This window comes from Bradyrhizobium sp. UNPA324, from assembly GCF_006658635.1.
Classification (GTDB): Bacteria; Pseudomonadota; Alphaproteobacteria; order Rhizobiales; family Xanthobacteraceae; genus Bradyrhizobium; species Bradyrhizobium nanningense.
This window is the reverse complement of record NZ_LFJD01000004.1, coordinates 967,667-988,334: the sequence shown is the minus strand read 5'-3', so window position 1 is coordinate 988,334 and position 20,668 is coordinate 967,667. Positions and strand designations below refer to the sequence as shown.

Below are 20,668 nucleotides of genomic sequence, written 5' to 3'. Positions count from 1 at the left end.
CCTCAGGTACGTAACGAATCGGCCAGACGATCGTCGCCTTGCGCTAGCGCTTCGGCACAAATGCCAATTGCACGATCTCTTTGAGGATGACCTGACCCTCTCGCCCGCCCGGCAAACCCGTCGGCAATGGCGCACTGGACGGGATGAAACTGCGAACCGCTACGTGATCGTTTCTGATATATGTTTAGCTCAGACGACGCTTCACTTCGAACGCGAAGGAGGAACAACGTGACAAAGACCCAGCCCGAGCCCGTCCGAGAGGCCGATCATCTTCTGACACCGAAAAACTGCATTCTGGTCCTGATCGACTACCAGCCTGAGCAATATTCCAGCGTGACTTCATCCTCTCGTGAGGAGATCACCCTCAATGCGGTTGCGCTCTGCAAACTCGCTCAAGCCTACGGCATCCCCGTGGTGCTCTCGACGGTGGCGGTTGATATGGGCGTGAACGAAGGCACGATTCCGGAGATCCGCGCGGCTTTGCCGGGAGTGGAAGAAATCGACCGTACGGGCGTCAATGCTTGGCAAGACGATGACTTCCGCAAGGCGGTCCAGAACACGGGGCGGCGCAAGGTGGTCATCGGCGCGCTTTGGACCGAGGTCTGCCTGGCCTTTCCGACCCTCGACATGCTGGCCGAAGGCTACGAGGTCTATCCGGTCGCCGACGCGGTGGGCGGCATCTCGCCGGTCGCGCACGAACGCGCGTTCGACCGAATGATTCAGGCCGGGGCAAGACCCATCACGGCGATCTCGTTCGGCTGCGAGATCATGCGGAACTGGGCGCGCGGAGATTCCGACAACCTGCGAGAAGTCATGCGATGGTATTTCCCTCAGCATCGCCGTCTGCACAAATCGGCTTAACGGACGCGGATGTTGTGCTGCATTCAAAGTGTCTTCGCCGGTTAGCGCCCCGCCTCCGAACCACCGCAAGGCGCACGAACGCGATTCCTGCCGCCCACGTTTCGACATTGACGACTGTGCTGGTGAGGATCGCGGTCTCGCTCAGTTAAGTCCGCAGCATTTCTTATACTTCTTGCCGGAGCCGCACGGGCATGGCTCGTTGCGACCGACCTTCCTGAGGCCTGCCGCTGCCTTTGGGCCGATGTCCTGAGGCGGCCGGTAGTTGGCAAGCCGCCATTCGTTGAGAATGACGACCCAGTCGGCGATCTTGTCAGGTGCTGCGGTCATGATGGGATCGTCGAGCTCGACCTTCTTGTCTCCCCGGGCAATCTCGGCGAGCAGCAGCATCCCATTCATCGCCGCCGCCGTATAGGCATCGGCGTCGAGCAGCACCTTCCAGGCCGCCGGGCGCAGCGCGACGGCCTTCTCGAAGCCCGCGATCCAGATTTCCCAGACCACGTCGTCATTGTCGACGGTGAACAACGGACTGTAGCGTTGGGGATGCTCCATCAGCGTGAGCGCGACCTCGTTGTAGTGCTCCATCACCAGCCCGAGAACCCGATTGGCATGATCGAGATTTTCGAAGACCGGCGTCTGGTCCGCGCTGTCCTCATGCCAGACGACGGGCAGCCAATCCCTTGGCATGATCAGCTCCGGGCAGGTCAGCAAGCCGGCGATGAAGCCGTCAAGCTCGTCGACCAGCATGGCGTCATCGCCGAGGGCGAGCAGTTCCTCGTCAAGCTGCTTGGTGCGTCGCGATGGTTCAGACATAGGCGCCTTCAAGTCCATGACGATAGTTGGTAGAGCTGTTCCTGCAGAATGACGTGACACGCGCTCGAACGGGAATCCATGTTTGGCTCCGGCCTGATCCAGCGCACTCTCAAGGTGGTTCGTCGTCGGAACGTACCTCAAAGAAGAGCGCTAGGCGGCTTGCCCCTCAAACGAGGTGCTGACCTCGCCAGTAGGACGGGGAGCTAGCTCAGAACCCCTAGCCATAACCTGGGGCATAGCCTCACGAAGGTAAAGTCTTTCGATTCAACTACCGGGCCGCCGCGCGTCGCAGGTGCGAGGGCACGGGGATGGCGCGATGGTCTTCCTCGGCAGCCTCGATCCAACGTGCAATTGCATCCTGCACATTCTACACCGCTTCGAATTCGGTGGCGCCGTCGGACATGCAGCCGGGAAGGTCGGGCACGGTCGCAACGAAGCCACCGCAGTCTTCCTCCGACAGCGGCTCGATGATGATCTTGTAGTGCGGACGCTCGTCCATGTGGTCTCAATCTCGCAGGAAGGCTGTCAGCAAAGAATGATGGGTTTCGCAAAGGGCTCAACCGATCCTACGCGCTGCTTTATCGAGCCTTGAACAGCAAGTTGATCAGAAAGCATTCTTGCAGTTCAATCGTGGCTGCTTGAAACCAGCTCATCGCTTGGCGTGCGTTTGAAATGTGCAGCTGTACTTGGGTAGCCGTGCGGGAGCTATTGGTGAGCGCGCTGGGGCTCGAACCCAGGACCCCGTGATTAAAAGTCACGTGCTCTACCGGCTGAGCTACGCGCTCCCATGACCGCTGATGGCTTAGACGTAGATCGCCATCGTGCTCGGACATTCGAGAAGCATGTCTTGCCGCTGGGCTTAGGCTTGCGTCGCGGGGAAAAACCGGCTGTTTCCGGATCATGCTCTCGGCCTGCGCTGTGTAGGGGGAGTGGCCGCGCAGGTCAATAGTCCGGGGCGCTGCCGAAACTCTTGGCAGAAGCGGTGATTTGCTCGCCCTATCCGCCGCTTAGGCCGGGATTCTCAACCCGATTGGCGGCCACCATCCACGCTGAACTGTCAGAGCTTGCCGGTCGAGCACGGCCTTTCATGGTTCGAGACGCCCGCTTTGGCGGGCTCCTCACCATGAGGGTCTTCCATCTCGCCGCGAAGCGCGACCTCATCCTGAGGGCCCACCGCAGGCGGGCGTCTCGAAGGATTTGCCCGCCCGTCAGTTCGTCTCCCGCCGCACCTCATTCGGCACGGCTTGCGGCGCGCCCACGGGGGGCAGCGCGACCGGGCGGAGCCCGATCAGCTCGGCGGTTCGGATCGCGCTGTCGCGCCAGAACTGGAACGAGTTGATGCGGCTGAGTTCGAGGATGGCGATGGCGACGGCCGCCAGGAACGGCAGGCTCTGCAGCACCAGCACGCCGGCGAAGATGTAGATCTCGGTGATCTGGCGGAAGCTGTTGCTGGCGATCAGGACGCCGGCGCCGACCAGGAGCAGGGTGCCGATCACGGCCTCCCAGAACGCCTGGAACTCGATCGACATCCTGCTGAGGCCGCCCTTGGAGGTGCGGGCGAAGGCGATGTGCTCGGTGATGAGGCCCTGCGCGACCGCGCGCGACACCGTCCACTGCACGCTCATCGCCGCGATCATGGCGCCCAGCATCTGGCCGGGCTTGATGGCGACGCGGGCGCGGTACATCGACAGGAAGTGCACCAGCGAGACGATGAAGGCCCCGATGATCGGCAGCGTCAGGATCTTGTCGGGGATGGCGATGTCGGCGAAGGCGACGATCGGGACCCAGACGAGGTTGAGCAGCGCCACCACCACGCCGAGGCTCTCGGCGCCGAGCCAGTTCAGCCAGCCGAGGCCATATTCGCGCTTCTGGTCGGAGGTCAGCCGGCTCGCGCCCGGCAGGAAGCGGCGCCAGTGCTTCTTGACGATCTGCAGGCCGCCATAGGCCCAGCGGTGACGCTGCTTCTTGAACGCCTCATAGGTGTCCGGCAGCAGGCCCGCGCCGTAGCGGGTGTTGGTGTAATGGGTGGTCCAGCCGAGCTCCTGGATCGCTAGGCCGAGATCGGAATCCTCGCAGATCGTGTCGGACGACCAGCCGCCGGCCATGTCCATCGCGGCGCGGCGGATCAGGCACATCGTGCCGTGCACGATGACTGCGTTGAGCTCGTTGCGCTGGACCATGCCGATGTCGAAGAAGCCGGCATATTCGCCGTTCATGATGTAGTGCATGATCGACAAATCGCCGTCGCGGTGCTCCTGCGGCGCCTGCACCAGGCCGACGCGTGGATCGGCAAACGCCGGCACGAGATCCCTAAGCCAATCGGGCTCGACGACATAGTCGGCATCGAGGATGCCGATGATCTCGGCATCCGCCGCGGTGCGGTCCATCGCGATGCGCAGCGCACCCGCCTTGAAGCCTTGCACCTTCTCGGCGTTGATGAACTTGAAGCGTTCACCGAGCGCGCGGCAATGGTCCTGGATCGGCTGCCAGAACGCGGGGTCGGGCGTGTTGTTGATGATGACCACGCATTCGTAGTTCGGATAGTTCAGCCGCGACAGCGCATCCAGCGTCTGCTTGAGCATGTCGACCGGCTCGAAATAGGCCGGGATGTGGATCGAGACCTTCGGGCAGTAAGTCTCGGGCACGTTCTCGACCGGCTTGTCCTTGGCGATCAGCCGCTGCGGCGGCCGGCCGAAGGCGACCGCGGCGATCTCGTCGATGCGCGCCATGGCGATGAGAACAAGAGGAACAAGGAGGATCATGCCGAGCGTCAACGCGAAGGCCGAGCCGAAGATGAAATAATGGCTGTTCCAGAACGCGAACACGGTCGCGGCCCAGGCGCCGACGCCGTTGGCGGTCGCCGACAGCAGGAAGGCTTGTTTCGCGGTCGGCTTCTCGATCCGCAGGATCGGCAGCGACAAGAGGATGCCGACCAGCAGCGCGATGCCCATCAGCTTCCAATAATCGGGGTTCTCGACCGGACCGGTCCAGGCGAATTTCGGCTCGCGGCTGGCGTTGAGGATGCCCCAGTACGGACCGACGCCACCTTCGAAGAACTTCCAGGGCTGATCGATCGCTTCGACGATGTTGTATTCCATGCCGATGGCTTCGGCGCGGGTGACGAAGTTGCGCAGGATCAGCGCCTGCTGGAACGGACCCGGGTCGGCGTTGCGTAAGTTGTAGCCCTGGCTTGGCCAGCCGAATTCGGCGATCACGATGCGCTTACCCGGGAACAGGTTGCGCAACAGGTTGTAGCGGTCGACGGCCTGGTCGACCGCCTGGTCCGAGCGGAAGTTTTCCCAATAAGGCAGCACGTGCGCGGCGATGAAATCGACGCTGGAGCCGAGGTCGGGATTGTCGCGCCAGATGTTCCAGATCTCGCCGGTGGTGACGGGCACGCGGACCGAGCCTTTCACCTTCTTGATCATGTCGATGAGGTCTTCGACCTTCTGCTCGCCGCGGTAGATCACCTCGTTGCCGACGACGACGCCGACGACATTGCTGTTCTTGCGGGCAAGGTCGATGGCGGCCTTGATCTCGCGCTCGTTGCGATCCTTGTCCTTGTCGATCCAGGCGCCGACGGTGACCTTGAGGCCGAACTCGGCCGCGATCGGCGGCACCAGTTCCACGCCGCCGGTGGACGAATAGAGGCGGATCGCGCGCGTCATGGTCGACAGCGTCTTCATGTCGGCGCGGATTTTCTCGACCGTCGGGATGTTGTCGATATCTGGGTGAGCCGAACCCTCGAACGGCGCGTAGGACACGCTGGGCAGCAGGCCCTTGAAGTCGGGCGCGGGTTCCTTGTCGCGCAGGACTCCCCATAGTCCAGCGTGAAGCGCAGACACAAGCAACAGAACGGCGGCGACAACGCGCATCGCGGCTAAACCAATAGGGGCTGAGGTGGCAGGGAAGCGGATCCGACCCCGAGATCCGACCAAGTCCGCGGCAAAGGAAGCATATCTCTGCCGCGCCGTTTCACAACTGTCATGGCCTCATGTCCTTATCAGGGCATGGCCTTTTCGAACAACGCGCGGCAGTGCCAACCGGGTCTATGGCCGATCGTTCCTGAACGACAGCTGAAACGACCCGCGGCTATTTCTGCGGCGCTGGCGTCGGGCTTGCCGCAGGCGAGGGGCTCGCGGCCGGCTGCGGTGCCGGCGGATTGCCGGACGCCGGGGCCGCGGGCTGGGCGGCCGCGGCCGCCGCCTGCTGCGGCTGGGCCGCCGGGTTGATCCAGCAGGCGTGCACGCGGCTGTCCAGGGTCTCGGCGACCTTGGGGTCGATCTGGCCGCCGAACCGGGTCAGGCAGCGGAAGGCGGCCTGGATGTGGCCGCCGGGGCAGCCGAAGCGATCGTAGAGGTCGAGATGGCGGAACGCGGTATCGAGATCGTCCCGCCACATCAGCCGCACCACGCGCCGGCCGAGCCAGACGCATTCGGGATTGCCGGCCGGGCCGTTGATGACCTGGGCGGCTTCCGCGAACTCGTCGGTGCGGCGCTGGTTCTGGGCGGCATCCTTGGCGGCGTCGGCAGGCTGGGCGGCGGCCTTGCCTTGATCCGGGGCTGGCGTGCCGCTCTGGGCGGAGGCGCCACCGAGACCGGCGAGAGCGAGAAGGCAGGAGACGGCCAAGGTGGCGGCGAACTGCCGCAGGACCGCATTTCGTGACTCGAACACCCGTTGCCGCATGAATTCCCCAATGTATCCGCTGGCCGTCCGCGTCAGGATCCCGCGGACGCGTCGGTGATGGCGTCCAAATGGGTCTCCAATGCGGCGGAAAAGTCTTTGGGAGTCCATGGCCTGTATTTGGAATTTTGTCCAGCAAAGTCACGATGCTAGGGCCCGGCCGAACGGCCGCGGCCCGATTCCTGTAGGACAGGAGCATATCCGCACCCGGACACCCCCTTGGCAGACGGCGTGCAAGCAGGTAATCGACGGGCCCTTCGCGGAGGACGGAACCGATTTCTCTTCGTACGCCACTGGCGCTTCTGCTCGTTTCACTGGGTGCGATTGCTGCCGTGTGGTGGTGGTTGGCGACGCCGATCACGCTCGCGCGCGCCCCGATCGATCCCGCCGACAAGGTCCAATGCGTCTCCTACGCGCCGTTCCGCGGCGAGCAGACGCCGCTGAACGCGTGGACCCATATCGAGGCCGAGCAGATTGAGCAGGATCTGCGCCAGCTCAAAGAGATCACCGACTGCGTCCGCACCTATTCGATGGAGAACGGGCTCGACCAGGTGCCGGCGATCGCCGCCAAGGTCGGCGGGCTGAAAGTGCTGCAGGGAATCTGGCTCTCCAGCAACCGCACCAAGAATTTCGAGCAGGTCGCGCTCGCCATCCGCCTCACCAAGCAATTCCCGGACATCATCACTACGGTCATCGTCGGCAACGAGGTGCTGCTGCGTGGCGAGATGACGACGGCGGATCTCGTCTCCATCATCCGCCTGGTGAAGACGCAGGTCAGCGTGCCCGTCACCTATGCCGACGTCTGGGAGTACTGGCTGAAGAACCGCGAGGTCTCCGACGCCGTCGACTTCGTCACGATCCACATCCTGCCCTATTGGGAGGATTTCCCGGTGAAGGCGAAATTCGCCGCCGGTCACGTGGAGACGATCCGCGAGCGCATGGTGGTGGCGTTTCCCGGCAAGGAAATCCTGATCGGCGAAACCGGCTGGCCGAGCGAGGGGCGCATGCGCGACGGCGCGTTGCCGTCACGCACCAACCAGGCGCGGGTGGTTTCGGAAATCCTCAGCCTGGCGAAGGCGCAGAAGTTCCGCGTCAATCTGATCGAGTCCTACGACCAGCCGTGGAAGCGCAAGCTGGAAGGCACTGTCGGCGGCTATTGGGGCCTCTACGATTCGGTGCGCCGGAGCCTGAAATATCCGCCGGGCGAGCCGATCAGCAATTTCCCGTACTGGAAATGGTACATGGGCGCGGGCATGGGCCTGTCCGTGCTGGTGTTCGCGGTCGCCCTCATCACGCTGCGCCGGCGGCCGTGGACGCCGCGCTTCTCGGCCTGGCTCGGCGTCGCCATCTCGGCGACGACGGCGGGGAGCCTGCTCGGGATCGGCGCCGACAAGATGTATTACGAGAGCTACGGCATCGGCGGCTGGCTGCTGTGGGGCGCGCTGTTACTTGCCGGCATCCTGTCGCCGATCTTCTGTTCGCAGGCCATGGTGATCGGCCGCAGCCTTCCGACCTTCCTCGATTTGCTCGGTCCGCGCGAGGGGCGCAAATGGTCGAAGCTCACCGCCGTTCTCGGCCTGACGCTCGCGGCGACGGCGGTGATCGCGGCCGCGACCGCGCTCGGCTTCGTGTTCGACCCGCGCTACAAGGATTTTCCCTACGCCGCGCTGACGATGGCGGTGGTGCCGTTTGCGCTTCTGATGCTGAACCGGCCGCAGATCGGCCAGCGTCCGATCGCGGAATCGGTGTTCGCGGGCGTGCTGGCGCTGTCGGCCGTCTTCGTGCTCTTCAACGAAGGCCGCGACAATTGGCAGTCGCTGTGGACCTGCGCGATCTATCTGTTGTTCGCGCTCACGCTGTGGCGGGCGCGGGCCGAGCAAACCCAAGAATGAACAGGCCGATCGCAAGGCCCGACAGCACGACATTGTAGAGCACGATGCCGAGGCCGGCCGCGATGATGCCGACCGTGAGCAGCACGATCGACGGCCGCATCAGGTTCAGCGTCGCAACCACCAGCGCGACGATGCCGAACACCGAATTCTTGAACAGCACGGTCGAGACCGACCGCGCCTTGCAGAGCAGCGTCTGAAGCCCGGCGTCGCAGGCCAGAGCGACCTGCGACAGCTCGATCGCGAGGTAGCGCAGATAAAGCGCATAGCCGACGGACGCGAAGCCGACGACGATAAGGAACTGCACCTGGTAGGGCGTGAGGCGGAAGGGCTTTTTTGTCATGGCCGCAATATGGTCGGGATGGCGCGGGCAGGCAACAGGGGGGATGATGTTTCTGCTGATCCGGCCGGCTTAAGGCGTGCGCGAGGAGCCGTCAAAGCCGACGTTGCGTCCGTTCTGTTCCGCCAGCCGGCGCTCGTATTTTTCAGCCAATGCGAGCAGTCGCTTCCTGATATGGGGATCCGCCTGGTCTGCCAGCTCGCGGATCAAGGTGAGTTGCTCCCGCAGAAACTTCGCGTCCGCCGTCATCTCCGCTCCGAATCAAATCCGTCGCGGATCATGCCGGATTGCGCCGGCTCTGTTGGTGTCATTTGGTACGTTGCCATCGCTCGGAGCGTGCGATGCGGGCGGTCAACGCGACGGAGCCGACCATGTTGGTCAGGCGCCGTCGGCAAAAGTTGAATGATCCTGTCGCAGCACCATCACTTCCTGTGGGTGTTCGAGCCGGTGGTGGTGGTGTGGTGGCGCATTTTCTGTCCGGGCGCGCTTTCCGAGTGGCCCGGGCCCGCGGCGGTATTGGTCTGGTGACCAGGCGCGTATTCGGAAGCGCCGGGACCCGTCGAAGGCTTCGTCGTGTTCTGCATCTGCTGACCCGGCGCGTAGCTCGAAGCGCCCGGCGATTTCGTAGTTTGCGCAAACGCCGAGGATGCCGCCAGCAGCGCGGCCGTCGCGATGATCAATGTCTTCACGCGTGTTTCTCCCTTGGTCATGGAGGCGGCGGGCGATTTCGTATGCGGGCCGCTCCCGTTTACGACCGGGATAACTTGGCAATCGGCGGGTGGTTTCTCTTGCCGGGCCGAAATTTAGGTCCATTGCCGCGTGCAACAACGCGCCGGCATTCACCGTGCGTTCAGGTTGAGGCTGCGTCCGCCCCGGATCGGCGCGGCTTCATCGCCTGAAGAATGACGACAGCGTCGATCCCGCGGACGCCGACGCGGTCTCTGGCTTCGCCGGCGCCGGCTGCGCCGCAGGGGCGGGCGCGGGCTCCTCGCGCTTGGTGCGTTTCGAGGAGTAGCTGCGGCGGCGCTGCGGCTTCTCGGGCTTGGTGATGGGCGTGGGCGCGGTTTCGGTTTGCGGGGCCGCGTCCTGGTTCTTCTCCGCGTTCTTCTCTTGAACCCTGTCTTGAGATTTCTCTTGCGCCTTGTCTTGAGGCTTCTCTTGCCCCTTTTCCGAGCCACGCATCGACAGGCGCTGGCCGTCGAACACGGTGGTCTCGCAGTGACGATTGTTCTCGGCGAGGCTCGCGCAGAATTTCGCGGCGGCGGCGGCGTTGACGAGGGGCCCGGCGCCCAGGCGGAGCTGCATGCCGAGCCCGGTCGTGCCTTCCTTGATCATGATGATCGGTCGCAGCGCTGCGACTTCCGGATTGGATTTGGTCACGCCGCGCCAGAGCGCGCGCAAGGCATCGACCGAATTGGCGCCGCCGAGATCGATCGCGAAACGCGTCTGCTGAACCGCGATCGCGGGGGATTCGCTGTCGGCGGTTTCCGCCGGCTTGGCGGCTGTCGCGACGACTTCGGTCGGGGCGGGCGCCGGCTCGGGCTTCTTCTCGGCAGCCTTCTCGTTTGTCTCGGGCTGCATCAATTTCGACGCGGCCGGATCGGGCGGCGCCATGATCAACTTGGACGGGACCAGCGGAATGGTCGGCAATGCCGAGTTCGTTGCCAGCGGTTGTTGCACGAGCGAGGCGGCAGCGGCGCTCTGCGGTGGCGGGCTCGACGGCTCCTTTGCAGTTTCCTTCGACGTTTCCTTGGGTGTCTCCTTGGACGTGTCCTTGGCGGCGTCGGTGCGGGGCTTGTCAGCGGCGGAAGCAGGCGTCGAGGCAACCGGCGCGACGCTGGGAGCCGTGGGCGCAGCATCCTGCGCCTTGCCGGACTGCGGCGGCGGGGTGGTTTGCTTGGCGATGGCGCCGGTGACGGAATCGAGCCCTTGCTCCAGCACGGTGACGCGCGAATACAACCGGTCGCGATCCGTATTCAGCGTCTCGATGGCGGCAGTGAGCCGGCGAGCCTCGATCTGGCTCTCCTTGGTGAGCACCTGGAGCCGATCGGCCTGGCGCGCGAGATCGGCGGAAGCAACCTGGTCGCGCCGCCAGCCGAGCTGAGCCTGATTGGCCATCACCGCGATGGTGACGGCGCCAACGGCCGCCACGCCCCACGAGCCAAGCCGCCACAGCAGGCGGCGGTCGAACGCGCTTTCCTCGGCCAAAAGTCCAGAGAACAGCCCGCCGGTCTCCTTGGCGCCGAAGGCATCCGCCAGTGGGTCGGAATCCTTTGCCATGAACGTTAAGTGCCCAGCCCCGAAGCTGCCCCGAATCAATCAGGGAACATTAACAGGAAAAGCGTGTCGCACTTGAATTCCGGGCGTTTGCGGGGGTAGCAAGGCGGCAGCTTTTGAGGGCGGCCCGCCCCATTTGATTCGGCCGAATCTGACAGGATTTCGATGACCGCCCGTTCCAGCCTCACGATCGTGCTCGCCGCCGGCGAAGGCACGCGCATGCGATCGAGCTTGCCGAAAGTGCTGCATCCGGTTGCTCACCAGACGCTGCTGGCCCACGTGCTCGGCGCGGCACCCAAGGGAACCGGCAGCTCGCTCGCGGTCGTGATCGGTCCCGACCACCAGGCGGTCGCGGACGAGGCGAAGCGCATCAGGCCCGACGCGCTCACCTTCGTGCAGACCGAGCGGCTCGGCACCGCGCATGCGGTGCTGGCGGCGCGCGAGGCGATTGCGCAGGGCGCCGATGATCTGCTGATCGCCTTCGGCGATACGCCGCTGATCTCGGCCGAGACCTTTGCGCGGCTGCGCGCGCCGCTCGCAAGCGGCGCTGCGATTGCCGCGCTCGGCTTCCGCGCTGCCGATCCCACGGGCTATGGCCGCTTCATCGTCGAGGGCGAACGGCTGGTCGCGATCCGCGAGCAGGCCGATGCGAGCGCCGACGAGCGCAAGATCGATCTGTGCAATGCCGGCGTGATGGCGATCGACGGTCGCCGGGCGCTTCAAATCCTTGGGCAAATCGGCAATGCCAATTCCAAGGGCGAATATTATCTGACGGACGCGGTCGAAATCGTCCGCAAGCAGGGATGGGAGTCCGTGGTGATCGAGACCAGCGAGGACGAAGTGCGCGGCATCAATACCAAGGCGCAGCTTGCGGAAGCAGAAGGCGTGATGCAGGCGCGCTTGCGGAGAGCAGCGATGGAGGCCGGCGTCACGCTGATCGCGCCGGAGACCGTTTATCTCGCCGCCGATACCGTGTTCGGCAAGGACGTGACCATCGAGCCGTTCGTGGTGATCGGCCCAGGCGTGTCGATCGCCGACGGCACCGTGATCCATTCCTTTTCGCACATCGTGCAGACGACACTCGGCAAGAACGTCTCGATCGGTCCCTATGCGCGGCTTCGGCCCGGCACCTCGCTCGGCGACGGTGCGCGGATCGGCAATTTCGTGGAGACCAAGGCGGCGACGCTGGAGGCCGGCGTCAAGGTCAACCATCTCTCCTATATCGGCGATGCCACAATCGGCGCCAATTCCAACATCGGCGCCGGCACCATCACCTGCAACTACGACGGCTTTAGGAAGCACAAGACGGTGATCGGGCAGGGTGCCTTCGTCGGCACCAATTCGTCGCTGGTCGCCCCCGTCAAGATCGGCAAGGGCGCCTATATCGGCTCGGGCTCGGTGATCACCCGCGACGTGCCCGATGACGCCATGGCGCTGGAGCGTAACCAGCAGACCATCCGGGAAGGCGGCGCGGCGCGCTATCGCGAGATGAAGACGGGCGGCAAGAAGCCGGAGAAGTGAGAAGCCAGGCGGTTCTTCTCTTGCGAGGGCTGCGCGCGCATGGACGAGGACAAAGAGGCCGCCTTCTTATTCGAGTTCTTCGTCGAGAACGTCATCATGCCGCCGGGACGATGGGTGCTGGACCAAGTTGGAGTGCGCCACACGCATGAGCATGAGATCGCGGCGCTTTTCACTGGACTGGCGTTCTGGGCGTTCGCCGTTTTCCTCGTGTTCGCCCTGGTTCTCGGGTGGTGAGGCGTCCGCTATTCGTCGTCGGCGAATTCGGAGAAGATCGCGCGGGTCAGGCGCCAGCCGCGCGGCTTGGCGCGCTTGACCGGCTCGCCTTCGGGATGCTTCACGAAGACGGGCTTGCTTTCCTTGCCGCGCTGGGGCGGCGGCCAATGCGCCAGGTGCGTGCCGGTGGTCTCGCTGGCGCGCAAATACATCGATGACAGACCTTTGCGGTCGGACGAGCCTTTCATGGCCTCAACTCTCCTGCACCGGAATCGTTGGTCAAACATGTTGACAACAGGTTAACGCGCGCGGTTTAAGGCCGGCCAATTCGCCGCAGGCAAAGCTCAGGTTGCGATCCATGCTGTCTCAATTCGCAATAATTATTGAGTATATGGTTCCTTCCGAATTTCGCTAAAAACCGGACGTGTCGTTTAGGCGATTTTTCGACGATTTGGGGGATAGTGATCCGCATGTGCGGGATTGTCGGCATTCTCGGGCGCAAGCCGGTTGCAGAGCAGCTGGTGGATTCGCTCAAACGTCTTGAATATCGCGGTTACGACTCGGCCGGCGTCGCGACGCTCGAAGGCCGGCATCTCGAGCGCCGCCGCGCCGAGGGCAAGCTGAAGAACCTGGAGAAGCGGCTGGAAGCCGAGCCGCTCAAGGGCACCACCGGCATCGGCCACACCCGCTGGGCCACTCACGGCAAGCCCACCGTCAACAACGCCCATCCGCACGCGACCGAGCGCGTCGCCGTGGTTCACAACGGCATCATCGAGAATTTCCGCGAGCTGCGCGAGGAGCTCGAGAAGAAGGGCACGGTGTTCAACACCGAGACCGACACCGAGATCGTGCTGCATCTCGTCGACGATCTCTTGGCGCGCGGCAACAAGCCCGTGGAAGCGGTCAAGCTGGCGCTGGGGCGCCTGCGCGGCGCGTTTGCGCTTGGCTTCATCTTCGCCGGCGACGACGACCTGATGATCGGCGCCCGCAATGGTCCGCCGCTTGCGATCGGCTATGGCGACGGCGAGATGTATCTCGGCTCGGACGCCATCGCGCTCGGCCCGTTCACCGACACGATCAGCTATCTCGAGGACGGCGATTGGGTCGTGCTGACCCGCAAGAGCGCGACGATTTTCGACAAGGACGGCAACGCCGTCCAGCGCGACAAGATCAAGCACGCCGCCTCGACCTCGCTGGTCGACAAGGCCAATTACCGCCACTTCATGGCCAAGGAGATCCACGAGCAGCCGGAAGTGGTCGGTCACACGCTGGCGCGCTACGTCGACATGGCGACCGAGCGCGTCGCGCTGCCGGTCAAGCTGCCGTTCGACTTCAGGAACGTCCAGCGCATCAACATCACCGCGTGCGGCACCGCGAGCTATGCCGGCTACGTCGCAAAATACTGGTTCGAGCGCTTTGCGAGGCTGCCGGTCGAGGTCGATGTCGCCTCCGAATTCCGCTACCGCGAGGCGCCCTTGCGCAAGGGCGATCTCGCCATCTTCATCTCGCAGTCGGGCGAGACTGCCGACACGCTGGCGGCACTGCGTTATGCCAAGGCCGAGGGCGTGCACACGATCGCCGTCGTCAACGTGCCGACCTCGACGATGGCCCGCGAGAGCGAGACCGTGCTGCAGACGCTTGCCGGCCCCGAGATCGGCGTCGCCTCGACCAAGGCCTTCACCTGCCAGCTGATGGTGCTGGCCAACCTTGCGATCGCGGCCGGCAAGGCGCGCGGCGAATTGTCCGACGAGGACGAGACCAAGCTGGTCCACGGCCTCGTCGAGGTGCCGCGCCTGATGGCGGCTGCACTCACCACCGAGCTCCAGATCGAGAAGCTCGCGCATCGGATCGCCAAGTCGCGCGACGTGCTCTATCTCGGCCGCGGCACCAGCTTCCCGCTCGCGCTCGAAGGCGCGCTGAAGCTGAAAGAGATCTCCTACATCCACGCCGAGGGCTATGCCGCCGGCGAGCTCAAGCACGGGCCGATCGCGCTGATCGACGAGACCATGCCGGTCGTCGTCATCGCGCCCCACGACCGGGTGTTCGAAAAAACCGTCTCCAACATGCAGGAGGTCGCCGCCCGCGGCGGCAACATCATCCTGATGACGGACGCCAAGGGCGCGGAAGAGGCGACCGTCGAGTCCCTCGTCACCATTGTCATGCCCGATATGGCGGCGGCGTTCGCGCCGATGGTCTATGCCGTCCCCGTGCAGCTGCTCGCCTATCACACCGCTGTCGTCATGGGCACCGACGTCGACCAGCCGCGCAACCTCGCGAAATCGGTGACCGTGGAATAGGCAGGAGGGATCCGGTCGGAGCGCTTCGTGGTCTTCCAAAACCTGCTAGAAGACCCTAGCTTGTGTGCTGCGACCGACTTGGAACCCGAATGACCCCCCGCGACGACGCGCCTGCGCCTCTTGATCCCATTCCGGAACCGCATACCGGCCTGATGGGCCGCTTCCGCAATTATTTCCTGACCGGCCTCGTCGTCACGGGGCCGATCGCGATCACGCTGTACCTGGTGTGGTGGTTCGTCACCTGGGTCGACGGAGTGGTGCGGCCGTTCGTGCCGCTGGCCTACCGGCCGGAAACCTATCTGCCTTACGTCATTCCCGGTTGGGGACTGGTTGTCGCGTTCTTCACGCTGACGCTTGTCGGCTTCCTTGCGGCTAATCTGATCGGCAGGACGCTGGTCGATGTCGGCGAGACCTTCCTCGGCCGGATCCCGGCGGTGCGCGCCATCTATCGCGGCCTGAAGCAAGTCTTCGAGACGCTGTTCTCGGGCAAGGGCTCGAGCTTCCGGAAAGTGGGCCTGGTCGAATTTCCCTCGCCGGGCATGTGGTCGATCGTGCTGATCTCGCAATCGCCGAACGAGGACATTGCGCGCAACCTGCCGGGGCAGGAGGAGCACGTCTCGGTGTTCCTGCCGTGCTCGCCGAACCCGACCACCGGCTTCTTCTTCTATGTCCCGAAGAGCAAGATCATCGAGGTCGACCTCACGGCCGAGGATGCGGCGACACTGATCATGTCGGCCGGCGTGGTGCAGCCGGGCTCGGCGCCCGATCCAAAGAAGGCCGCGGCCCTCGCGGGCATGGCCAATGCCGCGCGTATCGCCAACGCGTCGGCGCTTCAGCCTGAGCCTGCGAAGGTGGAGTAGGGCCATTCCGTTGCGGGATGGCGTCGGTCACGCGCACGTTGGCATCCTCTGCTATTCTCCCGTCGAGCCGAGCGCCTCGCTCGGCGCTCGACCTGGAGTGCATGATGTCCAAGACCATTGCGATCCTCGCGCCCGGCGCCATGGGCAGCGCCGTCGCCCGCCGTCTCAGCGAGCATGGCGCGCGCGTGCTGACATCCTTGAAGGGGCGGAGCGAGGCGACGCAAAAACGCGCAGCGGATGCCGGCATGATCGGCGCCGATGACGATGCGATCGCCGGCGCCGACATCATTCTTTCGATCGTGCCTCCGGGCGAAGCCGTCGCGCTGGCTGAATGGTTGGCCGGGCTGATCGTCAGCCGCGAGCACAAGCCGGTCGTGGTTGATTGCAACGCCGTCAACGTCGACACCGTGCGTGGGATTGAGGAGATCATCGGCTCGGCGCAGGCGCCGTTCGTCGATGCCGGCATCATCGGCTTTCCGCCGCAAGCAGGGGCTAAGAGTCCGGCCTTCTACATGTCCGGCGAGCACGCCAAGGACGTCGCGGTGCTGAAGGAATTTGGCCTCGACGTGCGGATCATCGAAGGTCCGGTCGGCGCGGCCTCGGCGCTGAAGATGTCCTATGCCGGCATCGTCAAGGGCCTCGCCGGCATCGGCTCGGCCATGGTGGTCGCGGCCACGAAAGCGGGCGCCGCCGATGGGCTGCGCGACGAGCTTGCGCTCAGCCAGCCTGCGATCCTGGCCCGGCTCGAGGTCGCTCTGCCTGACATGATTCCGAAGGCCTATCGCTGGGTCGCCGAGATGCGCGAGATTTCAGGTTTCCTTGGGCCCGATCATCCGGCCAGCCAGATCTACGAAGGCTTCGCGCGCTGGTTCGAGCATCTGGCGAAAGATGCGAAGGGCGAGGCTGTGGATGCGGAACTGATGAAGGCATTTGCCGCGGGGATCGCGCGGAAGAAGGCCTGATCGTTTTGGCTCACTCGCCGTTCAACGAAACCGAGTCCAGAAAGCCCTGAATGTCCCGGTCGTGTCTCAGGCGCACGACGGGGACATGGGGGCCGTATCGCAGGCGCTCGGCCTCGATGACGGGCACGCGCTCGGTGTCGTAGCGCCATGCCTCCTTCATCAGCTTCCAGTCGAACTGTTCCGGACATCCCTCGGGCAGATCGGGCCGAGTCGTGTCGCGATCGAAGGCCGAGCGCCAGAGAATGCGCCACTGACGGTGCCAGCGCGGACGGTCGATGACGACGAGAATATCGGCGCGCCCGATCGTGAGATCGAAGGCCAGCCCCGAGAAGCTGCCGTCAACGACCCAAGCGTCGCCTGCGATCGCTTGCGTAACGCGCGCCCGAAAGCCGGCCGTGTCGGAGGGGGTCCATCCCGGCCGCCAGTAGAGCACGTCGAGATGCACCACGGGCAGGTCGAGCTTTCGCCCGAGCTTTAGGGCAAGGCTCGTCTTTCCGCTTCCCTGCGAGCCAACGACGATGATCCGGCGCATGGCGGGAAGGTTTGCATGAAGTCGGCCCGTGGCGAAAGGGGCAGTCTTCTGAACCGGCTCCATCCACGTCATTGCGAGCCAACGGGTCCGCGCGAAGCACGACCCGATGACAGGCTCCGCGAAGCAATCCAGACTGTCGCCGCGGAAAGATTCTGGATTGCTTCGCTGCGCTCGCAATGACGGGGAGCAGACGCCGCGGAGCCCATCTGTTATTGTCTCTGCGGCAGCAGTTCGTGTACAACGGGAGTTCGAATGAGAGTGCTCGTCATCGGCGCAGGGGCGCTTGGCGGCTATTACGGAGCTTGCCTGGTCCGTGCAGGCCGCGACGTGACCTTTCTCGTGCGCGAGACGCGGGCCGAGCAATTGCGGCAGAACGGATTGCAGGTCGTGAGCCCGCACGGCGATTTTGCCGTGCAGCCGAACACCCTGCTGGCAAGCGATCTCAAGGAGCCATTCGATCTCGTGCTCGTCGGCGTCAAGGCCTACTCGCTCGATGACGCGATGAGCCAGTTTGCGCCCGCCGTCGGCACGAGCACGATGATCCTTCCGATCCTGAACGGGCTGAAGCATGTCGACGCTCTCGCCACAAGGTTCGGCGCCGCTCGCGTCCTCGGCGGTCTCGCCAATGTCAGTGCCGGGTTGGACGCGGATGGCCGGGTCGTTCAGTTCATGGCCAACCAGGCCATCATCTTCGGCGAGATCGAGGGCGCACTAAGTGAACGCGCGCTCGCGCTGGAGATTCTGCTCGGTGTTCCCGGTATCGACGTGCGCGCCAGCGAAGCGATCATGCAGGACATGTGGGAGAAGTTCGTGCAGCTCTCGACGCTCGCCGGCATCACCTGCCTGATGCGTGCAAGCATCGGAGACATCCTGGCCGTGCCCAACGGCGAGCAGTCGATTTTCCGCCTGTTCGCCGAATGCTGCGCCGTTGCGACGGCCTCGGGATACGAGCCGCGTGCACCGTTCATCGAGTTCGACCGCAAACTGTTCACGACGCTGGACTCGCCGCTGAAGGCCTCGATGCTGCGCGACATCGAACGCGGTTCGGTCACCGAGTCCGAACATATCCTCGGCGACATGGCGAACCGGGCCCGCAGGCTTGGCATCGAGACGCCGCTGCTGGATCTCGCCCGCGCGCATGTGGCGGCTTACGAGGTCGGGCGACGAAGGGCGGCAGGTTAGCCCGCCCCGATCAGCGGAATCGCCTCGTCTCGCTCATACAGATACAGCAGGCACCGCAACGCCTCGCCGCGCTCGCCCTTCAGCTTCGGATCCTCCTTGAGGATGCGGAGCGCTTCGTCTCTTGCCTGGGCGATGAGCTGGCCATGCACCTCCGGGCGCGCGATGCGGTAGCCGGGCAGGCCGCTCTGGCGCACGCCCAGCACGTCGCCTTCGCCGCGCAGCTTCAGGTCTTCCTCGGCGATGCGGAACCCGTCGGTGGTCTCGCGGATCACTTTCAGGCGGGCCTTCGACATCTCGCCGAGCGGCTCCGAGTAGAGCAGGATGCAGGTCGAGGCCTCCGAGCCGCGCCCGATCCGGCCGCGCAGCTGGTGCAGCTGGGCAAGGCCGAAGCGCTCGGCATTCTCGATCACCATGATGGTCGCCGCCGGCACGTCGACGCCGACCTCGACCACGGTGGTCGCGACCAGAAGGCCGATCTCATGGGCGGCGAACTGGCCCATGACCCGGTCCTTCTCGGTGCCCTTCATCTGGCCGTGGACGAGGCCGACGCGGTCGCCGAAACGCTTTTGCAGGCTCTCGAAACGCTTGGTCGCGTTCGTGAGGTGCTCGATGCCCTCGGCTTCGGATTCCTCGACCAGCGGGCAGATCCAGTAGACCAGCTTGCCCGCTTGCAGCGCGCGTCCGACGCCGTCCATGACCTCGCCGAGCCGGCTCATGGCGACGGCGCGGGTGTCGATCGGCTGCCGGCCGGCGGGCTTCTCGCGCAGCTCGGAGACGTCCATGTCGCCGAAATAGGTCAGCACCAGCGTGCGCGGGATCGGTGTGGCGCTGAGCACGAGCACGTCGACGGCTTCGCCCTTGGACGTGAGCGCGAGCCGCTCGCGCACGCCAAAGCGATGCTGTTCGTCGACCACGGCGAGCGCGAGATCGTGAAAGATCACGTCGTCCTGGATCAGGGCATGGGTGCCGACGAGCAGGTCGATCTCGCCTGCGGCGAGCTGGGTGACGATCTCGCGCCGCTCCTTGCCTTTCTCGCGGCCAGTGAGGATCGCGACCTGCATGCCGGCGCGCTCGGCGAGCGGGGCGATGGTCTTGATGTGCTGGCGCGCCAGGATTTCCGTCGGAGCCATCAGCGCGGCCTGCTTGCCGACCTCGGCGACGGCGGCGGCCGCGAGCAGCGCCACGACCGTTTTGCCGGAGCCGACGTCGCCCTGCAGCAGTCGCAGCATGCGCACCGGCTGCTTCAGATCCTCGGCGATGGCCGCCGCTGCGCTGCGTTGCGAGGGCGTGAGCGCGTAGGGCAGGGCGTCGATGATCTTGTTGCGCAGATGTCCGTCGCCGGCATTGCGCACGCCGGCGGGGCGGCGGAGTTGCGCGCGGATCAGGGCGAGCGCGAGCTGGCCGGCCAGGAGCTCGTCAAAGGCGAGCCGCGACCAGAACGGCCGATCGGGCAGGATGTCCGTCAGCTCGACCGGCTGGTGCACGCGGGTGAGCGCTTCGGCGATCGGCGGAAAATTGCAGCGTCGCATCACCTCCGGGCTGATCCATTCCGGCAGGGCCGGCAGCTTCTGCAGCGCCTGCGCGATCGCGCGGCGGAGCGAGCCGAGCGCGAGGCCTTCGGTCAGCGGATAGACCGGATCGATGCCCGAGAGCTTCGAGATCGCTTCCTCGTCCAGCACGCGGTCCGGATGCACGATCTGCGGGATGCCGTCGTACATCTGAAGCGTGCCGGAGACGTAGCGCTTCTCGCCGACCGGCAGCAGCTTTTCGACATAGCCCGGCTTGGCGCGGAAGAAGGTCAGCACGACGTCACCGGTGTCGTCGCTGGCGTAGACCAGATACGGCGCGCGCGCGTTGCGCGGCGGGGGCGGGCGATGACGGTCGACGGTGACCTCCAGCGTCACCATGGTTCCCTGCACCGCGTCACGGATTTTCGGCCGCGCCCGGCGGTCGATCACCTGGCTCGGCAAATGCAGCAACAGATCGACCAGCCGCGGCGTCTCGCTCCGGCTGAGCAAATACTGCAGCAGCTTGTCCTGTTTCGGACCGACGCCGGGCAGGCTGGTCACGGCAGCAAACAGCGGATTCAGGAGACTGGGGCGCATGGATGCGAATCTAGGATCGTTTCGGCCCGTCATGCCCGGCTTTGTGCCGGGCATCCACGTCTTTTTTCGTACCCCGCGCGGGCCACCGGGCCATGCCAAATCGAGGGCTGACACGGCCACCCCGAGTGGCTATATC

The 20,668-nt window shown here is 64.8% G+C and carries 19 protein-coding genes and 1 tRNA gene; 8 read left to right on the top strand and 12 right to left on the bottom strand.

Going from position 1 to position 20,668, the window contains the following annotated elements; translation table 11 throughout:
* Positions 1-228: 228 nt before the first annotated feature.
* The gene (locus tag UNPA324_RS04680; protein WP_128919493.1) at positions 229-861 is read left to right on the top strand and encodes a hydrolase; all 633 of its coding nucleotides are present in this window, start codon (positions 229-231) and stop codon (positions 859-861) included.
* Between the two features lie 141 nt (positions 862-1,002).
* Here UNPA324_RS04680 and UNPA324_RS04675 read toward each other — a convergent pair whose 3' ends face one another.
* From UNPA324_RS04675 to UNPA324_RS04655, 5 genes are all read right to left on the bottom strand, one after another.
* Positions 1,003-1,671: a UPF0149 family protein gene (locus UNPA324_RS04675; RefSeq protein ID WP_141933745.1), complete on the bottom strand. Its 669-nt coding sequence runs from the start codon at positions 1,669-1,671 to the stop codon at positions 1,003-1,005.
* 367 nt (positions 1,672-2,038) lie between these two features.
* The gene (locus UNPA324_RS36045) at positions 2,039-2,170 is read right to left on the bottom strand and encodes a type II toxin-antitoxin system HicB family antitoxin (RefSeq protein WP_349630195.1); all 132 of its coding nucleotides are present in this window, start codon (positions 2,168-2,170) and stop codon (positions 2,039-2,041) included.
* A gap of 210 nt (positions 2,171-2,380) precedes the next feature.
* A tRNA-Lys gene (locus UNPA324_RS04665) sits at positions 2,381-2,456 on the bottom strand.
* 423 nt (positions 2,457-2,879) lie between these two features.
* Positions 2,880-5,546 carry a glycosyltransferase gene (locus tag UNPA324_RS04660; protein ID WP_128919495.1) on the bottom strand — a complete coding sequence of 889 codons (2,667 nt, stop codon included), beginning with the start codon at positions 5,544-5,546 and terminating at the stop codon, positions 2,880-2,882.
* A 217-nt stretch (positions 5,547-5,763) separates the two neighbouring features.
* On the bottom strand, positions 5,764-6,357 hold the full coding sequence (locus UNPA324_RS04655) for a beta-1-3, beta-1-6-glucan biosynthesis protein (RefSeq protein WP_141933743.1): 594 nt from the start codon (positions 6,355-6,357) through the stop codon (positions 5,764-5,766).
* Between the two features lie 329 nt (positions 6,358-6,686).
* Between UNPA324_RS04655 and UNPA324_RS04650 the strand changes: the two genes are divergently transcribed.
* The gene (locus UNPA324_RS04650; protein WP_164936092.1) at positions 6,687-8,246 is read left to right on the top strand and encodes a glycoside hydrolase family 17 protein; all 1,560 of its coding nucleotides are present in this window, start codon (positions 6,687-6,689) and stop codon (positions 8,244-8,246) included.
* Here UNPA324_RS04650 and UNPA324_RS04645 read toward each other — a convergent pair.
* The 4 genes from UNPA324_RS04645 to UNPA324_RS04635 form a co-directional block, all read right to left on the bottom strand.
* Entirely contained in the window at positions 8,206-8,586 is a 381-nt protein-coding gene (locus tag UNPA324_RS04645; RefSeq protein WP_128918167.1) for a hypothetical protein, read from the bottom strand. The genes UNPA324_RS04650 and UNPA324_RS04645 overlap by 41 nt on opposite strands.
* A gap of 69 nt (positions 8,587-8,655) precedes the next feature.
* Positions 8,656-8,832 (bottom strand): hypothetical protein, encoded by a 177-nt coding sequence (locus UNPA324_RS35000; RefSeq protein WP_164936091.1) that lies wholly within the window; start codon positions 8,830-8,832, stop codon positions 8,656-8,658.
* A gap of 173 nt (positions 8,833-9,005) precedes the next feature.
* Positions 9,006-9,272: a hypothetical protein gene (locus UNPA324_RS04640; RefSeq protein WP_128918166.1), complete on the bottom strand. Its 267-nt coding sequence runs from the start codon at positions 9,270-9,272 to the stop codon at positions 9,006-9,008.
* Positions 9,273-9,471: 199 nt separating this feature from the next.
* A complete protein-coding gene (locus UNPA324_RS04635; protein WP_141933741.1) occupies positions 9,472-10,863 on the bottom strand; it encodes a hypothetical protein in 1,392 nt (463 codons plus the stop codon).
* A gap of 162 nt (positions 10,864-11,025) precedes the next feature.
* Here UNPA324_RS04635 and glmU point away from each other — a divergent pair, with 162 nt between their 5' ends.
* Together glmU and UNPA324_RS04625 are read left to right on the top strand one after the other, a co-directional pair.
* Positions 11,026-12,381, top strand: coding sequence for a bifunctional UDP-N-acetylglucosamine diphosphorylase/glucosamine-1-phosphate N-acetyltransferase GlmU (gene glmU, locus UNPA324_RS04630; RefSeq protein WP_128918164.1), 1,356 nt, complete (start codon positions 11,026-11,028; stop codon positions 12,379-12,381).
* A gap of 39 nt (positions 12,382-12,420) precedes the next feature.
* Positions 12,421-12,615, top strand: coding sequence for a hypothetical protein (locus UNPA324_RS04625; RefSeq protein WP_128918163.1), 195 nt, complete (start codon positions 12,421-12,423; stop codon positions 12,613-12,615).
* An 8-nt stretch (positions 12,616-12,623) separates the two neighbouring features.
* Here the strand turns inward: UNPA324_RS04625 and UNPA324_RS04620 are convergent, their stop codons facing one another.
* Positions 12,624-12,842, bottom strand: a complete 219-nt coding sequence (locus tag UNPA324_RS04620; protein WP_128918162.1) for a hypothetical protein — start codon at positions 12,840-12,842, stop codon at positions 12,624-12,626.
* Between the two features lie 222 nt (positions 12,843-13,064).
* Here UNPA324_RS04620 and glmS point away from each other — a divergent pair, with 222 nt between their 5' ends.
* From glmS to UNPA324_RS04605, 3 genes are all read left to right on the top strand, one after another.
* Entirely contained in the window at positions 13,065-14,891 is a 1,827-nt protein-coding gene (glmS, locus tag UNPA324_RS04615) for a glutamine--fructose-6-phosphate transaminase (isomerizing) (protein ID WP_128918161.1), read from the top strand.
* Between the two features lie 89 nt (positions 14,892-14,980).
* Positions 14,981-15,751, top strand: a complete 771-nt coding sequence (locus UNPA324_RS04610; RefSeq protein WP_128918160.1) for a DUF502 domain-containing protein — start codon at positions 14,981-14,983, stop codon at positions 15,749-15,751.
* A gap of 104 nt (positions 15,752-15,855) precedes the next feature.
* The gene (locus tag UNPA324_RS04605) at positions 15,856-16,713 is read left to right on the top strand and encodes an NAD(P)-dependent oxidoreductase (protein WP_141933739.1); all 858 of its coding nucleotides are present in this window, start codon (positions 15,856-15,858) and stop codon (positions 16,711-16,713) included.
* 10 nt (positions 16,714-16,723) lie between these two features.
* Here UNPA324_RS04605 and UNPA324_RS04600 read toward each other — a convergent pair whose 3' ends face one another.
* The gene (locus tag UNPA324_RS04600; RefSeq protein WP_141933737.1) at positions 16,724-17,245 is read right to left on the bottom strand and encodes a P-loop NTPase family protein; all 522 of its coding nucleotides are present in this window, start codon (positions 17,243-17,245) and stop codon (positions 16,724-16,726) included.
* Between the two features lie 252 nt (positions 17,246-17,497).
* On the opposite strand from UNPA324_RS04600, the gene panE reads away from it, so the two are divergent.
* Positions 17,498-18,427 carry a 2-dehydropantoate 2-reductase gene (panE, locus tag UNPA324_RS04595; RefSeq protein ID WP_141933735.1) on the top strand — a complete coding sequence of 310 codons (930 nt, stop codon included), beginning with the start codon at positions 17,498-17,500 and terminating at the stop codon, positions 18,425-18,427.
* On the opposite strand, the gene recG is transcribed toward panE, so the two are convergent.
* Complete coding sequence (gene recG / locus UNPA324_RS04590; protein ID WP_141933733.1) at positions 18,424-20,532, bottom strand: ATP-dependent DNA helicase RecG; 2,109 nt, start codon at positions 20,530-20,532, stop codon at positions 18,424-18,426. The two genes, panE and recG, sit on opposite strands and share 4 nt — an antisense overlap.
* Positions 20,533-20,668 lie beyond the last annotated feature (136 nt).

Coding starts and splice junctions, on each gene's coding strand:
- UNPA324_RS04625 (WP_128918163.1), top strand. CDS start 12,421: ATGGACGAGGACAAAGAGGCCGCCTTCTTATTCGAGTTCTTCGTCGAG.
- UNPA324_RS04635 (WP_141933741.1), bottom strand. CDS start 10,863: ATGGCAAAGGATTCCGACCCACTGGCGGATGCCTTCGGCGCCAAGGAG.
- UNPA324_RS04600 (WP_141933737.1), bottom strand. CDS start 17,245: ATGCGCCGGATCATCGTCGTTGGCTCGCAGGGAAGCGGAAAGACGAGC.
- UNPA324_RS04610 (WP_128918160.1), top strand. CDS start 14,981: ATGACCCCCCGCGACGACGCGCCTGCGCCTCTTGATCCCATTCCGGAA.
- UNPA324_RS04660 (WP_128919495.1), bottom strand. CDS start 5,546: ATGCGCGTTGTCGCCGCCGTTCTGTTGCTTGTGTCTGCGCTTCACGCT.
- UNPA324_RS04620 (WP_128918162.1), bottom strand. CDS start 12,842: ATGAAAGGCTCGTCCGACCGCAAAGGTCTGTCATCGATGTATTTGCGC.
- glmU (WP_128918164.1), top strand. CDS start 11,026: ATGACCGCCCGTTCCAGCCTCACGATCGTGCTCGCCGCCGGCGAAGGC.
- UNPA324_RS04655 (WP_141933743.1), bottom strand. CDS start 6,357: ATGCGGCAACGGGTGTTCGAGTCACGAAATGCGGTCCTGCGGCAGTTC.
- UNPA324_RS36045 (WP_349630195.1), bottom strand. CDS start 2,170: ATGGACGAGCGTCCGCACTACAAGATCATCATCGAGCCGCTGTCGGAG.
- glmS (WP_128918161.1), top strand. CDS start 13,065: ATGTGCGGGATTGTCGGCATTCTCGGGCGCAAGCCGGTTGCAGAGCAG.
- UNPA324_RS04675 (WP_141933745.1), bottom strand. CDS start 1,671: ATGTCTGAACCATCGCGACGCACCAAGCAGCTTGACGAGGAACTGCTC.
- recG (WP_141933733.1), bottom strand. CDS start 20,532: ATGCGCCCCAGTCTCCTGAATCCGCTGTTTGCTGCCGTGACCAGCCTG.
- UNPA324_RS04645 (WP_128918167.1), bottom strand. CDS start 8,586: ATGACAAAAAAGCCCTTCCGCCTCACGCCCTACCAGGTGCAGTTCCTT.
- UNPA324_RS35000 (WP_164936091.1), bottom strand. CDS start 8,832: ATGACGGCGGACGCGAAGTTTCTGCGGGAGCAACTCACCTTGATCCGC.
- panE (WP_141933735.1), top strand. CDS start 17,498: ATGAGAGTGCTCGTCATCGGCGCAGGGGCGCTTGGCGGCTATTACGGA.
- UNPA324_RS04605 (WP_141933739.1), top strand. CDS start 15,856: ATGTCCAAGACCATTGCGATCCTCGCGCCCGGCGCCATGGGCAGCGCC.